At 64.2% G+C, this 13235-nt stretch carries 12 protein-coding genes; 11 read left to right on the top strand and 1 reads right to left on the bottom strand.

Going from position 1 to position 13235, the window contains the following annotated elements; all coding sequences use genetic code 11:
• Nucleotides 1–18 precede the first annotated feature (18 nt).
• A complete protein-coding gene (locus tag CPI83_RS15165) occupies nt 19–984 on the top strand; it encodes a DUF389 domain-containing protein (protein ID WP_019748357.1) in 966 nt (321 codons plus the stop codon).
• 191 nt (nt 985–1175) lie between these two features.
• Entirely contained in the window at nt 1176–2357 is a 1182-nt protein-coding gene (locus CPI83_RS15160) for a Kae1-associated kinase (protein WP_021344212.1), read from the top strand.
• A gap of 69 nt (nt 2358–2426) precedes the next feature.
• Here CPI83_RS15160 and CPI83_RS15155 read toward each other — a convergent pair whose 3' ends face one another.
• Entirely contained in the window at nt 2427–2807 is a 381-nt protein-coding gene (locus CPI83_RS15155) for a nuclear transport factor 2 family protein (protein WP_019748359.1), read from the bottom strand.
• 210 nt (nt 2808–3017) lie between these two features.
• On the opposite strand from CPI83_RS15155, the gene CPI83_RS15150 reads away from it, so the two are divergent.
• From CPI83_RS15150 to CPI83_RS15110, 9 genes are all read left to right on the top strand, one after another.
• Nucleotides 3018–4343, top strand: coding sequence for a replication-associated recombination protein A (locus CPI83_RS15150; RefSeq protein ID WP_232816935.1), 1326 nt, complete (start codon nt 3018–3020; stop codon nt 4341–4343).
• A 77-nt stretch (nt 4344–4420) separates the two neighbouring features.
• Nucleotides 4421–7093, top strand: a complete 2673-nt coding sequence (gene alaS / locus CPI83_RS15145; protein WP_019748361.1) for an alanine--tRNA ligase — start codon at nt 4421–4423, stop codon at nt 7091–7093.
• Between the two features lie 2 nt (nt 7094–7095).
• On the top strand, nt 7096–7629 hold the full coding sequence (gene ruvX, locus CPI83_RS15140) for a Holliday junction resolvase RuvX (protein ID WP_003944838.1): 534 nt from the start codon (nt 7096–7098) through the stop codon (nt 7627–7629).
• Nucleotides 7626–8936, top strand: a complete 1311-nt coding sequence (gene mltG / locus CPI83_RS15135; protein ID WP_019748362.1) for an endolytic transglycosylase MltG — start codon at nt 7626–7628, stop codon at nt 8934–8936. Before ruvX ends, mltG begins: the two co-directional genes overlap by 4 nt.
• Complete coding sequence (locus CPI83_RS15130; protein ID WP_097387381.1) at nt 8926–9765, top strand: shikimate dehydrogenase; 840 nt, start codon at nt 8926–8928, stop codon at nt 9763–9765. The genes mltG and CPI83_RS15130 overlap by 11 nt, the downstream gene beginning before the upstream one ends.
• Before the next feature lie 80 nt (nt 9766–9845).
• On the top strand, nt 9846–10484 hold the full coding sequence (locus CPI83_RS15125; protein WP_097387380.1) for an A24 family peptidase: 639 nt from the start codon (nt 9846–9848) through the stop codon (nt 10482–10484).
• A 225-nt stretch (nt 10485–10709) separates the two neighbouring features.
• Nucleotides 10710–11408, top strand: coding sequence for a S1 family peptidase (locus tag CPI83_RS15120; RefSeq protein WP_020907692.1), 699 nt, complete (start codon nt 10710–10712; stop codon nt 11406–11408).
• Nucleotides 11409–11519: 111 nt separating this feature from the next.
• Nucleotides 11520–12707: a chorismate synthase gene (aroC, locus tag CPI83_RS15115; RefSeq protein ID WP_024487252.1), complete on the top strand. Its 1188-nt coding sequence runs from the start codon at nt 11520–11522 to the stop codon at nt 12705–12707.
• Nucleotides 12708–12720: 13 nt separating this feature from the next.
• Nucleotides 12721–13230, top strand: a complete 510-nt coding sequence (locus CPI83_RS15110) for a shikimate kinase (RefSeq protein ID WP_020907693.1) — start codon at nt 12721–12723, stop codon at nt 13228–13230.
• The last annotated feature ends 5 nt before the right edge of the window (nt 13231–13235 follow it).

Below are 13235 nucleotides of genomic sequence, written 5' to 3'. Positions count from 1 at the left end.
AGCCGACACCGGATCGCCATGCTGCATTTGCGGGTGATCTGCCCGACCGAGCGCACCGAGCAAGTTCTCGGTGCGCTCGCGTCGCAGCGGGGCGCGACACACATCGTCGTATTACGTGATGTCGCGGTTCATCCCGCCGGTGACATGGTGGAGGCCGACGTCGCCCGTGAGGCGGCCAACGACGTCGTCGATGCTCTGACCGCTCTCGGCGTCGCCGAGGACGGCGGAATGACGCTCGTACCGGTCGAGACGGTGTTGTCGGCGGCGGCACGCAAAGCCGAGCGCGACGTGCCGGGTGATCCCGCGGATTCCGTCGTGTGGGAGGAATTGCTGTCCCGCACTCGGGAAGAATCAACTCTCAACGGATTGTTCGTCGCGTTCCTGACGATCGCATGTCTGCTCGCGGCAATCGGCGTTGTCACCGACTCTCAGATCACGATCGTGGGAGCCATGGTCGTCGGCCCGGAGTTCGGGCCGCTGGCCGCGCTGGCTGTGGCACTCGTACGGCGGGATCGACGGTTGCGTCGACGTTCGATTCTCGCGCTTGCCGTCGGATTCCCCATCGCGATGGGCGTGACTCTCGCCGCAACGTTCGTGGTGAAGTTCTTCGGGTGGATGGACGTCGTGAGTCTCGAATCGCTCCACGAGGTCGATTTCGTCTACAAGGTCGGGCCCATCTCGTTTGTCGTCGCGCTTCTTGCCGGTGCGGCTGGGATGCTGGCACTCGTCTCGTCGAAGTCCGCTGCCTTGGTCGGAGTGTTCATCTCCGTCACCACGGTTCCTGCCGCCGGTTTCGCGGTGGTTGCGGCAGCAAACGGAGAATGGCGGATCGCCGGGTTGTCGTCGCTGCAACTGGCTGTCAACCTGGTCGGGATCGTCACTGCCTGCGTGCTCGTCCTCTGGGTCAGAACCCGGGCCGACGAGGAATTCGAAGCAGCGTTGAAAGGCATTTCTCGATTTGTCGACGAGGACAAAACTCCATGACATCGCCGGTTCGGAGTTCTGCTCACCGACAGCAGAATTCTCGCGAGAACTGTGTGCCGGTGTGGCGATTAGGGACTTTTGTCATCACCGCAGGTAGACGGCAATTTCTGTCGCTGTGAGAGCTTGAATTCGCCGCTGTGAGTGGATGAGCTGGGCATGATCGGAGTCACTAACGGGTAAGTTGGTCGGTGATGACCGCATTACTGGCAGACCCCGTTTCCGAAGTCGTCGCAGCTGCTGAGCAGTTGCTGACACGCCGCACAGGGGCACCCGTAACCCTGGTGGATCCAGTCGATCTCGGGGGGAGTGGCCGCACCGTCGTGCTGCGCGTACGTGTCGCCGAGAACCCGTTCTCGCTGCCTCGAACGCTGGTGATCAAGCAGGTCCGCGACAACTTTCAGGGAGCCACCAAAACCGCGATTGCGCTCCCCGCCGCGTCTGAAGGTGACTTCGACGTCGAGACGGCTTTCCTTCGTGAAGCGGTGTCGTATCAGTTCGCCAACGCGCTTGCCAAGGACGCACGCCCCGGCGCCGAACTGTTGGCGTCCGACCTCGATGCTCGCCTCTTGATCCTGAGTGATCTCGGCGACGCCACCGCAATCAGCGTCCGACTCGAAGACTCCGACCCGGACACCGTCACTCACACGCTGATGGCCATGGCGCAGGCCATGGGGCGCATGCACGCCGCGACCGTCGGCCGTGAGGACGACTTCACTGCACTGCTGCGTCGCGCCGAGGTCGCCCATTGCTCCGATGAAGTGGCGGATCAGGTGGGACGCGCAGTGGCCGGTGTTCCCGCGATGTTGGTGGAAAGTCTCGGCATCGATGTGAGTTCGGACATTCTCGAGCAGGTTCGGCACGCGCAGACACTGTTCAGTGGCGGTCGATTCCGCGCCTTCAGCCCGTCGGACCTGTGCCCAGACAACATCATCGTCAACGACGACGGCGTGCAGTTCCTCGACTACGAGTGGGGTGGCTACCGCGACGCCCTCCTCGACATCACCTACGCGTTGGTGTCGTTCCCCGGTTGCCTGTGCAACATCGACCTGACCGAAGAGCGGGCGTCGGCGATGGTCGATGCCTGGCGGGCCGAGGTCGTCGGGATGTGGCCGGCCCTGGCCGACGAGGCCGAATTGGGGCGCAGGATCGTCGAGGCCCAACTCATCTGGGTCTGGCTCAGCACCTATCTGTACCTGCCCGAGGATCATTCACGTATCGCCGCCGTCCGCGAGCACTATCTCTCGATTCCACGCGCCGACGCACTGGTGGGCCGCTGGGCAAGGCTCGCGCGTTCGGCGAAGCTCGCCGGCAACGACGCCGTCGAGGCACACGCCCGCGACGTCGTGGCGGCGCTGCGCACCGAGTTCAGTTGAGTCTCTGACTGATCACACGCAGAAGGGCGCCCGTGCATGCAGCACGAGCGCCCTTTTTCGGTAGTCCGCTCAGTTGTCGGAGACCAGATCGTTCTCGGACAGGTCCGTCGCCGCGAGGGCCGTCGCCAGATCAGGATGGCGGAACGTCGACGTCACCTGGTCGGCCACGACTCGGAAAGCCGAGGCCAGGGTCGCGGACTTGTCCGGTTCGGCCGCCCACGTTGCGGTCTGTTCGACGACGACCACGCCGTGGTGGACGTACATCTTCCCGGGGACGAGCGTGATGCCGGCGTTGGTGGCCCACTCGCGCAGGGCAGCGAGTCCCTGGCTCGCGCCCTTGGGGCCGCCTACCTCGATGTCGTCACTCGACAACTGCAGAAGTGTGTCGATGTCTTGGGAGTTGAGTGCATCGTGCCACGCGAGGACGGTGGCGATCTCGGAGGTGCTCATGGCGACAACGCTATTACAGCGCCTTTGCCGAGGACGTGAGGGCTGGCGGAACTGCGGGTTGTGTCAAGCGTCGGTGGTCTCTAGTAGCGTCGATTCGTGAGCGATTGGCAAGCGGAAGACAGTGTGGGGGCGAAAGACGGCGTGGTGGCGGAAGACGGCCTGTTCGAGGCAACTCCGGAGGAATCCGCGATCGTCGACGAACCCGATGTCGTGTCTGTCGCCGAGCGCGCATTGTCCTCGGTGCCGCCTGGTGCTCCTCTGGCTGTCCGCATGCGCCCCCTCACTCTCGGTGAAGTTGTCGGTCAACAGCACCTGCTCGGCCCTGGTGCTCCGCTGCGCAGAATGGTCGAGGGGTCCGGCGCTGCATCGGTACTTCTGTACGGACCTCCCGGCACCGGCAAGACCACGCTCGCGTCGTTGATCTCGGGCGCTACCGGCCGTCGGTTCGAGGCATTGTCTGCCCTGTCCGCCGGCGTCAAGGAAGTCCGCGGTGTCATCGAACTTGCCCGCCGTCGTCTGCTGAACGGCGAACAGACCGTCTTGTTCATCGACGAGGTCCATCGTTTCTCCAAAACCCAGCAGGACGCCTTGCTCGCCGCGGTCGAGAACCGGATCGTGCTCCTGGTCGGCGCGACCACCGAGAACCCGTCCTTCTCGGTCGTCTCCGCGCTGTTGTCGCGCTCGTTGGTCCTGCAACTGCAATCGCTCACCGCTGCGGATGTCCAGGAACTGCTCGAGCGTGCGGTCACCGACGAGCGCGGGTTCGGGGGAGCGATCGCGATCGACGACGACGCGATGGAACACCTCGTTCGTCTGGCGGCCGGTGACGCACGCCGAGCCCTGACGGCACTCGAGGCCGCTGCCGGAGCTGCACTGGACACGGCCGGTGACTCTTCGGGCCCGGTGGTGCTCGACCTCGCGACCGTCGAGGCCAGTGTCGACAAGGCCGCGGTTCGGTACGACCGTGCCGGAGATCAGCACTACGACGTCATCAGCGCCTTCATCAAGAGCATTCGCGGCTCCGACGTCGATGCCGCCCTGCACTACCTCGCTCGGATGCTGACCGCGGGCGAAGACCCTCGTTTCATCGCGAGGCGTCTGGTGGTTCATGCCAGCGAGGACATCGGCATGGCGGACCCGATGGCGCTGCAGACTGCCACCGCCGCTGCCCAGGCAGTGCAGCTGATCGGTATGCCGGAGGCTCGTCTGGCGCTGGCACAGGCCACCATTCATCTGGCGACGGCTCCCAAATCGGGTGCGGTGATCGCCGCTCTCGGTGCAGCCATGGCCGACGTGGCCGCCGGAAAATCCGGACTGGTACCGCCGCATCTGCGTGACGGGCACTACAAGGGCGCCGAGCAATTGGGCAACGCAGTCGGATACAAGTACCCGCACGACACACGTGATGGTGTTCTGCGGCAACAGTATCCACCGGACGATCTGGTGGGTGTCGACTATTACCAGCCCACCGCACACGGCAACGAGCGAGAGATCGCCGATCGGGTGAGCAAACTCCGCCGAATCGTTCGTGGCTGACGCCTGCCAGGTTCCACCGGTCGACGCGTTAGTCTGGACACCCATAGCTCGACGCTCTTGAAGGTAAGGACCGGTTAGTGCAAACCCACGAGATCCGCAGGCGATTCCTCGACCACTTCGTCAAGGCCGGCCACACCGAGGTGCCCAGCGCCTCGCTGATTCTCGACGACCCGAACCTTCTGTTCGTCAACGCGGGCATGGTTCCGTTCGTGCCGTTCTTCCTCGGGCAGCAGACGCCGTCCTACTCGCGCGCGACGTCTGTGCAGAAGTGTGTCCGCACCCTGGACATCGAAGAGGTCGGCATCACCACCCGCCACAACACCTTCTTCCAGATGGCGGGCAACTTCTCCTTCGGTGACTACTTCAAGAAGGAAGCCATCTCCCACGCCTGGCAGTTGCTGACAGGTTCGGTCGAGGACGGCGGATACGGCATCGATCCCACGCGCTTGTGGGCAACCGTCTATCTCGACGACGACGAAGCGTTCTCGATCTGGCGCGACGAGGTCGGTGTGCCCGAAGAGCGCATCCAGCGCCGCGGCATGAAGGACAACTACTGGTCCATGGGCATTCCCGGACCGTGCGGCCCCTGCTCGGAGATCTTCTACGACCGCGGCGCCGAGTACGGCGTCGAGGGTGGCCCGGAAGCCGACGAGGATCGCTACATCGAGATCTGGAACCTCGTGTTCATGCAGAACGAGCGCGGCGAGGGCACCAACAAGGGCGACTACCCGATCCTCGGACCGCTGCCGAAGAAGAACATCGACACCGGCATGGGCGTCGAGCGCGTTGCGTTCCTCCTGCAGGGCGTCGAAAACGTCTACGAGACAGACCTTCTCCGCCCCGTCATCGACAAGGCCGCCGAACTGACCGGCAGCGTGTACGGGACCGATCACACTTCTGACGTCCGTTTCCGCGTCATCGCCGACCACGCACGCACCGCCGCGATGTTGATCGCCGACGGTGTGAACCCCGGCAACTACGGCCGCGGATACGTCCTGCGCCGGTTGCTGCGTCGTATCGTGCGCTCGGCCAAACTGCTCGGCAGCGAGCAGCCCACCATGCGCGAGTTCATGATCGTCGTCCGCGACACGATGGCGCCGTCGTACCCGGTTCTGGAAACCGACTTCACGCGCATCGAGAACGTTGCCGTCGGTGAGGAGACCGCGTTCCTCAAGACGCTGGCGTCGGGTTCGGCCCTGTTCGAGAATGCTGCCGAGACGGTCAAGTCGTCCGGAAAGTCGGTCATCGCCGGCGATCAGGCGTTTGCACTGCACGACACCTACGGCTTCCCGATCGACCTCACGCTCGAAATGGCATCCGAGGCCGGTCTCACCGTCGACGAAGACGGTTTCCGCACGCTCATGGCCGAGCAGCGCAAGCGCGCCAAGGACGACGCTCAAGCGCGTAAGCACGCGCATGCGGACCTCACGGTCTACAAGGAACTGCTCGATCGAGGTGCCACCGAGTTCACCGGTTTCGACGAGCTCGTCTCCGAGGCTCACGTCCTCGCACTGATCGTCGACGGTGTCCGCGTGCCGGTCGCGAAGGCCGGTCAGGACGTCGAGGTCATCCTCGACCGCAGCCCGCTCTACGCCGAGTCCGGTGGACAGATCGCCGACATCGGTTCGCTCACCGCGCCGGGCCTCGAAGCCAAGGTCAACGACGTGCAGAAGATCGCCAAGAAGGTCTGGACGCACAAGGTGACGGTGCAGAAGGGCGAGATCACCGAGGGCGACGTCGTGCTCGCGCACGTCGACGCCGAGTGGCGCAAGGGTGCAACCCAGGGGCACTCCGGTACCCACATGGTGCACGCGGCGCTGCGTCAGGTGCTCGGCCCCAACGCCGTTCAGGCGGGTTCGCTCAACAAGCCGGGTTACCTCCGCTTCGACTTCTCCTGGCAGGGCGCGCTGTCCGACTCCCAGAAGCAGGACATCGAGGCACTCACCAACGAAGCCGTGGCGTCCAACTACGCGGTCAACACATTTGTCACGGATCTCGACAAGGCCAAGGCGATGGGTGCGATGGCACTCTTCGGTGAGAACTACGGGGACGAGGTTCGTGTCGTCGAAATCGGCGGTCCCTTCTCGATGGAACTGTGCGGCGGTACTCACGTCGGAAGCTCCGCCCAGATCGGTCAGGTCACGCTGCTCGGTGAGCAGTCGGTCGGCTCCGGAATCCGACGCGTCGAGGCGTACGTCGGTTTGGACTCCTACCGCTACCTCGCCAAGGAGCGCGCGCTGCTGGCCGGGCTCTCCTCCTCGCTGAAGGTTCCTTCGGAAGAGGTGCCTGCCCGAGTCGAGGCTCTCGTCGAGCGACTCAAGGTGGCCGAGAAGGAACTCGAGCAGACCAAGGCCAAGGCTGTGCTGGCGTCGGCAGGCGAGTACGTCGCCAAGGCCAAGCGCATCGGTAGCGTCCTGGTCATTGCCGAGCCTGCTCCCGCGGGAGTCGGCGGCAACGATCTGCGCAGCCTCGTCACGGACATCAAGGGCCGACTCGGCTCCGAACCTGCCGTTGTAGCTCTCCTCGGTGACGTCGACGGCAAGGTCCCGTTCGTGGTCGCATCCAGCAAGGCAGCCCAGGGTCTCGGTGTGAAGGCCGGCGAGCTTGTCGCGTCCTTCGGTCCCAAGATCGGTGGCCGTGGCGGCGGAAAGCCCGACATGGCCCAGGGCTCGGGTTCGGACTCCGCCGGAATCCCGGCAGCGCTCGATGCGATCCGGGACAGAGTCGGAGAGCTGGCGGGCGGCAGCTGACGGTGGTGGCTACGCAGCAGGGTCCCGATCGCCCCGGCATCGACGACCCTGGTCGCGGGCGGCGCATCGCCATCGACGTCGGCAGTGTTCGCATCGGCGTCGCGTCAAGCGACCCCGACGGCATCCTCGCGACACCGGTGGAAACGGTTCCACGCTCGAAGGAGCGTGGGCCCGACGCGCCGGATATCCGGCGCATTATCGCCATCGTGTCCGAATACGAGGCCGTTGAGGTTATCGTCGGACTGCCACAGACGCTGCGCGGTGAGCAAGGTAAAGCCGCCGGTATCGCGACTGCATTCGCCAAACGACTGCAGCGGGCCGTCGAACCGATCCCGGTGAGATTGTCCGACGAACGACTGACGACCGTCACGGCTGCGCGCAACCTCCGCGAAAGTGGAGTCAAGGCACGCGGCCAGCGGCCGATGATCGATCAGGCTGCGGCGGTGGAAATCCTGCAAGGCTGGCTGGACGAGCGGAGTAGAGCTGTGAAACCAGGGGAGTCGTCGAAGGACGCTGCACTGGAGGGCGATCTGTGAACGCGCGGTGGGATGAGGGCGGCGGAAGCCGGCCCACCAGTTCGTTCGACTTCGACAACGACGAGACCATGGTCATGCGTGCGTTGCCGCAGAACATCGATCCGCCGCATATGTCGCGAGCGGAGGCACGCAAGCAACGCGAAGCGCGCAACAAGCGCGCCAAGCGAGGGAAGAAGGTTGGTGTTCTCGCTCTCCTGGTGTTGGTGATCGCGGTTCTCGGTGTCGGTGCATACGGTGCCCTCTGGTACATGGATCGCAACAAGGCCGCGGAGGACTTCGCCGGCCCGGGCGGCGCACCCGTGGTCATCCAGATCAACAGTGGAGAAACCGCATCGGAGATCGGTGCGACGCTGGAGGCGAAGAACGTCGTCGCGAGTTCCGCTGCTTTCTACAACGCTGCGATCGCCAATCCGTCGGAGATCCAGAAGGTACAACCCGGCTTCTACCAGGTGCCGGTGCAGAGTAGTGCCGCGAGCGCACTCGACAGTTTGGTTGCCCCGGACTCCCGAGTCGGCAGTGTTGTCATCGCCGAAGGGCGTCAGCTGCACGACAGTTCGGACGCGCAGACGGGCTCGCTCAAGAAGGGCATCTACAACCTCATTTCCGAGGCGAGTTGTGTCGGCCCGGTTTCCGCTCAGAAGTGCGTCTCGACGGACGAATTGAACACTGCGGGAGCGTCTTCCGATCTGGCTTCGCTCGGCGTGCCGGACTGGGCGATGTCGTCGGTCAAGAGCGTGCCGGACAAGGACCGTCAGCTCGAAGGCCTGATCGCCGCCAGCAGTTGGGATTTCGACCCCACTGCGACGCCGACCGAGATCCTGCGTTCGTTGGTCGAGGGCAGCGCCGCTAAGTACGAGGCCACCGGGATCCTGACAGCAGGCAGCGGAGTCGGAATGTCGCCGTACCAGTTGTTGGTGGCAGCGTCGCTGGTCGAGCGTGAGGCATTGCCTGGCGACATGGCCAAGGTCGCGCGGGTGATCGTCAACCGACTCGCAGTCGATCAGCCTTTGCAGTTCGACTCCACGGTCAACTACTCACTCGACACCACCGAGGTCGCCACGACCGATGCGGACCGTGAGCGCGTCACGCCCTGGAACACGTACGCAATGCCCGGTCTGCCTGCGACGCCTATTGCTTCACCGAGCATCGACGCGCTGAAGGCCGTGGAATCGCCGGCGGCCGGTGACTGGTTGTACTTCGTCACGATCAACAAGGAAGGCCAGACGCTCTTCACCAAGAGTTACGAGGAGCATCTGGCCAACATCGAACTGGCACAGCAAAGTGGGATTCTCGACAGTGGACGGTAGTACCGCGACTTCGCTCGCGACGCCGCGTAAGGCGGCAGTTCTCGGAAGTCCGATCGCTCACTCGAAGTCGCCGTTGCTGCATCTGGCCGCGTACGAGGCTTTGGGGCTGAGCGATTGGACCTACGAGCGGATCGAATGCACCGGCGAGCAGTTGCCTGCCCTCGTTGACTCACTCGGCCCCGAATGGGTCGGCCTCTCCGTGACGATGCCGGGCAAGATCGCAGCACTCGAATATGCCACCGAACGCACACCGCGAGCGGTGACCATCGGCTCGGCCAACACCTTGGTTCGCATCGACGGCGGTTGGCGTGCCGACTGCACGGACGTCGACGGAGTCAGCGGTGCGTTGATCGCCGGCGGCGTCGGCGATCTCAGCGGCACTTCGGCGGTAGTTGTCGGCGCGGGAGGCACCGCGCGGCCGGCACTGGTCGCGTTGGCCGACATGGGAGTTCGGACAGTCACCGTGGTCGCGCGTGATCCGGGGCGAGCATCCGGTGCCATCGAATGCGGCAGTGCTGTCGGGTTGGACATTGATCTGGTCTCCTTCGACGACGCACGACTCGGTGGGATCTGTGCCGAATCCTCGGTCTTGGTCAGCACCGTTCCCGCAGAAGCGGCCGCGCCTTTCGCCCAGCAACTGGGGAGGGCACGATTTGTCCTCGACGCGATCTACAACCCTTGGCCGACGCCACTCGCTTCGGCTGTCGAGGCGGCTGGTGGCACGGTGATCGGTGGCCTCGAGATGTTGCTCAATCAGGCCTTCGGGCAGGTCGAGCAGTTCACGGGCAAGCCCGCTCCGCGAGAGGCGATGGCAGCCGCTATCGCTTAGCTCTGTTCACAGTGTCGAGGTAGTCCACAAGACGATTCGTAGAGTGCCGCTGGTGAACGCCAGACACCAAGCTCGAAACCATGTGGACGTTGGTGGTCTTGGCAGGCGCTGGGGTAGTCGGTGGTGTCGGTGCTCGGGCGATCGTCGACAGTTGGTTGCGACGACACGGTTATCGACCAGTCGTGGCTCTCTGTTGTGTGCCCCAGTGCGGTGTCGCCACAGGTTGGGTTGCCGTCGGCGCACTGAATACCTCGGTGGTGCAACTGATCTCAGGTCTTGCCGTGGTGTGGTGGTGCGTCGCAATCTCGACTGTCGACCTGGCCGTGCGCCGGCTGCCCAACAGTTTCACGCTGCCGGGTTACGTCGTCGTGATGGTCTACGCGGCGGCGTCGGGAACGGTGTGGGTTGCTGCAGTGGGATCGGCACTGCTCGCCGGAATCCACCTCCTGGCGCACGTGATGTCGCCTGGTTCCATGGGTCTCGGCGATGTGAAGCTCTCTCTTCCGTTGGGCGCTCTGACCGGATTGGTGGGCGCTGACGCCTGGCTGTGGTCGTTGGTGTCTGCATCGGTGCTCACCGCAACCCTGGGTGTCGTGATCGAACTGCGAAAACTGGGCCGGCGACAGTCGGGGCCGGTAGCCCACAATTCGCCCATCGCGCACGGTCCCTCGATGTGCCTGGCAGCCTGCGGTTCGACGGCGTTTGCCTGGTTGACGTGACGAGTGCAACATCCGCGGAAAACCTTGCGTTATTGACTGTTCAACGACGGACCGTGATCTGCAGGAAAGACGTAACCGTCGGTTTCATAAAGGCGGGTATCGCAGGCGCGCAGTCCCAGCATGCGGCGAGTCGGACTTGCCGAATGTCCACTCCCTGACGTTGACTGAGGCTTCGGAAATGGGACAAAACGAATCTCGTTTCGCACTCGATTATCGGGGGAACCTATGCGCACAAGGCTTTTCGTCGCTGCGGCAGCCTGTTTGGCGGCTGTGGCTGCAGGGGCGGGCGTCGCCGGCGCCGCGCCTGCACCTTCGTCGGTGGCACTGGGCGGGGGCTCAGGAATCCTGCTGCCGGACGTGGATCATTCCGATCCGGAGCAAGTTGCGGCGTGCACGTTGACCGCGGTCGGATACGACAACGCCGGCTCGCTCGTGGCACTCACCGCCGGACACTGCGGAGTTGTCGGGGACCGGGTGTTCGCCGAATACCTGCCCGAAGCCGGCCCCATCGGTCGGTTCTCCTACTCGAGTCCGGTCTCGGATATCGCGGTGATCGATCTCGACGACGCGAAGGTAGCCCCGCTACGTACCGTCGGCGGCACGACGATCAACGGAATCGGCGCTCCGCCGGCACCGGGCACGATCGTGTGCAAGGAAGGCCGTTCGACCGGCAACACGTGCGGTATCACCTGGGGCTACGACTCCGTCTACGGTGAAATTGTCGAGCACACGTGCTCGATTCCCGGAGACTCCGGTGGACCACTCGTCGTCGGCGATCGCCTGGTGGGCTTGATCAGCAACGGCTTCGAACCGTACTGCTTCGAGCCGCTCCCGCCGCCGTTCCATGCTCCCGACAACTCGGCGGACATCAACATCGGTTTGGCTGACATCAATGCCAACGGTGGAGGATTCCGCCTGTTCTAGACCCGCAGGAACCTCTGAGATGGCCCACACGCATCGTGCGTGTGGGCCATCTGCGTTCACCCGGAGGGCCACTGTGACAACTGAGGTCTGCGACGTGGAAAGATGGTCGGCGTGCTGCGTTGGATAACTGCCGGAGAATCCCATGGTCCCGCCCTCGTCGCGATGCTCGAGGGCATGGTCGCGGGGGTCGAAGTGACCTCTGAGGCCATCTCGTCCGAACTTGCCCGTCGTCGACTCGGTTACGGCCGTGGCGCGCGGATGAAGTTCGAGGCCGACAAGGTCACCATCATCGGTGGTGTCCGCCACGGATTTACGCTCGGTGGCCCCGTGGCCATCGAAATCGGCAACACCGAGTGGCCCAAGTGGGAAACCATCATGTCCGCCGACCCGGTCGACCCGGACCTGCTCGCCGATCAGGCTCGCAATGCCCCGCTGACGCGCCCGCGTCCCGGTCACGCCGATTACAGCGGCATGCTCAAGTACGGCTTCAACGACGCGCGTCCCGTCCTCGAGCGCGCCAGCGCTCGCGAGACCGCAGCCCGTGTAGCCGCCGGAACAGTCGCACGGTCGTTCCTGCGTCAGGTATTCGGTGCCGAGGTCGTTTCACACGTCATTTCCATCGGTGCTTCCGAGCCTTACGTCGGGCCCGTGCCGGATGGCAAGGACCTGGACGCGATCGACGCGAGCCCGGTCCGCGCATTCGACAAGGCTGCAGAAGAGTCGATGATCGCCGAGATCGAATCGGCCAAGAAGGACGGCGACACCCTCGGTGGCGTCGTCGAGGTCGTCATCCACGGCCTGCCGGTCGGACTCGGCACTTTCGTCAGTGGCGCCGAGCGTCTCGATTCACGACTTGCCGCAGCTCTCATGGGAATTCAGGCCATCAAGGGTGTCGAGGTTGGTGACGGCTTCGAGACCGCGCGTCGTCGTGGCAGCGAAGCTCACGACGAAATCCGCCCGGGCCCGGACGGCATCGTGCGTTCCACCAACCGCGCAGGCGGTATCGAAGGTGGCATGACCAATGGTGAGGCCCTTCGAGTTCGCGCCGCGATGAAGCCGATCTCGACGGTTCCGCGCGCTCTGGCGACGGTCGACATGGAGAGCGGCGAGGAAGCGGTTGCCATCCACCAGCGCAGCGATGTGTGCGCGGTTCCGGCCGCCGGCGTCGTCGCCGAATCGATGGTTGCGCTTGTCGTGGCTCAGGCCGCACTCGAAAAGTTCGGTGGTGATTCCATTGCTGAAACCACTGCCAACTACCGTCGTTACGCCGAGGGCATCGCAGCCCGACCGCCTCGATAGGACTCACGTATCGATGAAGCCGAAGGCTGTACTCATCGGTCCGCCCGGTGCCGGCAAATCGACCATCGGTCGACGTCTCGCGCAGGCACTCGAACTCGAATTGGTCGATACCGACGCCGAGATCGAACGGACCACGGGTAGAACGATCCCGGAGATCTTCACCCACGACGGAGAGCCTCGGTTTCGTGAGATCGAGGAATCGGTGGTTCGCGACGCGTTGCAGGCCACCGACGGAATCGTCTCGCTCGGCGGTGGTGCGATCCTGTCCGATCGCACGCGCGAACTGCTCCAGGGTCACACGGTCATCTACCTGGAGATCAGTGTCGCCGAAGGGCTTCGCCGCACGGGGGCGAACAATCATCGTCCGCTGCTGGCCGGCGGAGATCCCAAGGTCAAGTACCAGGAGCTGATGAGGCGTCGTCGTCCGCTGTACCGGCGTTCGGCCACGATTCGGATTCGGACCGACGGCCGAAGCCCGGCGCGTGTCGTCGGGCAATTGGTGTCGAAACTTCAAGACAAATGAACAAC

The organism is Rhodococcus sp. H-CA8f, from assembly GCF_002501585.1.
GTDB classification, from domain to species: Bacteria; Actinomycetota; Actinomycetes; order Mycobacteriales; family Mycobacteriaceae; genus Rhodococcus_F; species Rhodococcus_F erythropolis.
This window is presented reverse-complemented; position numbering and strand designations above follow the sequence as displayed.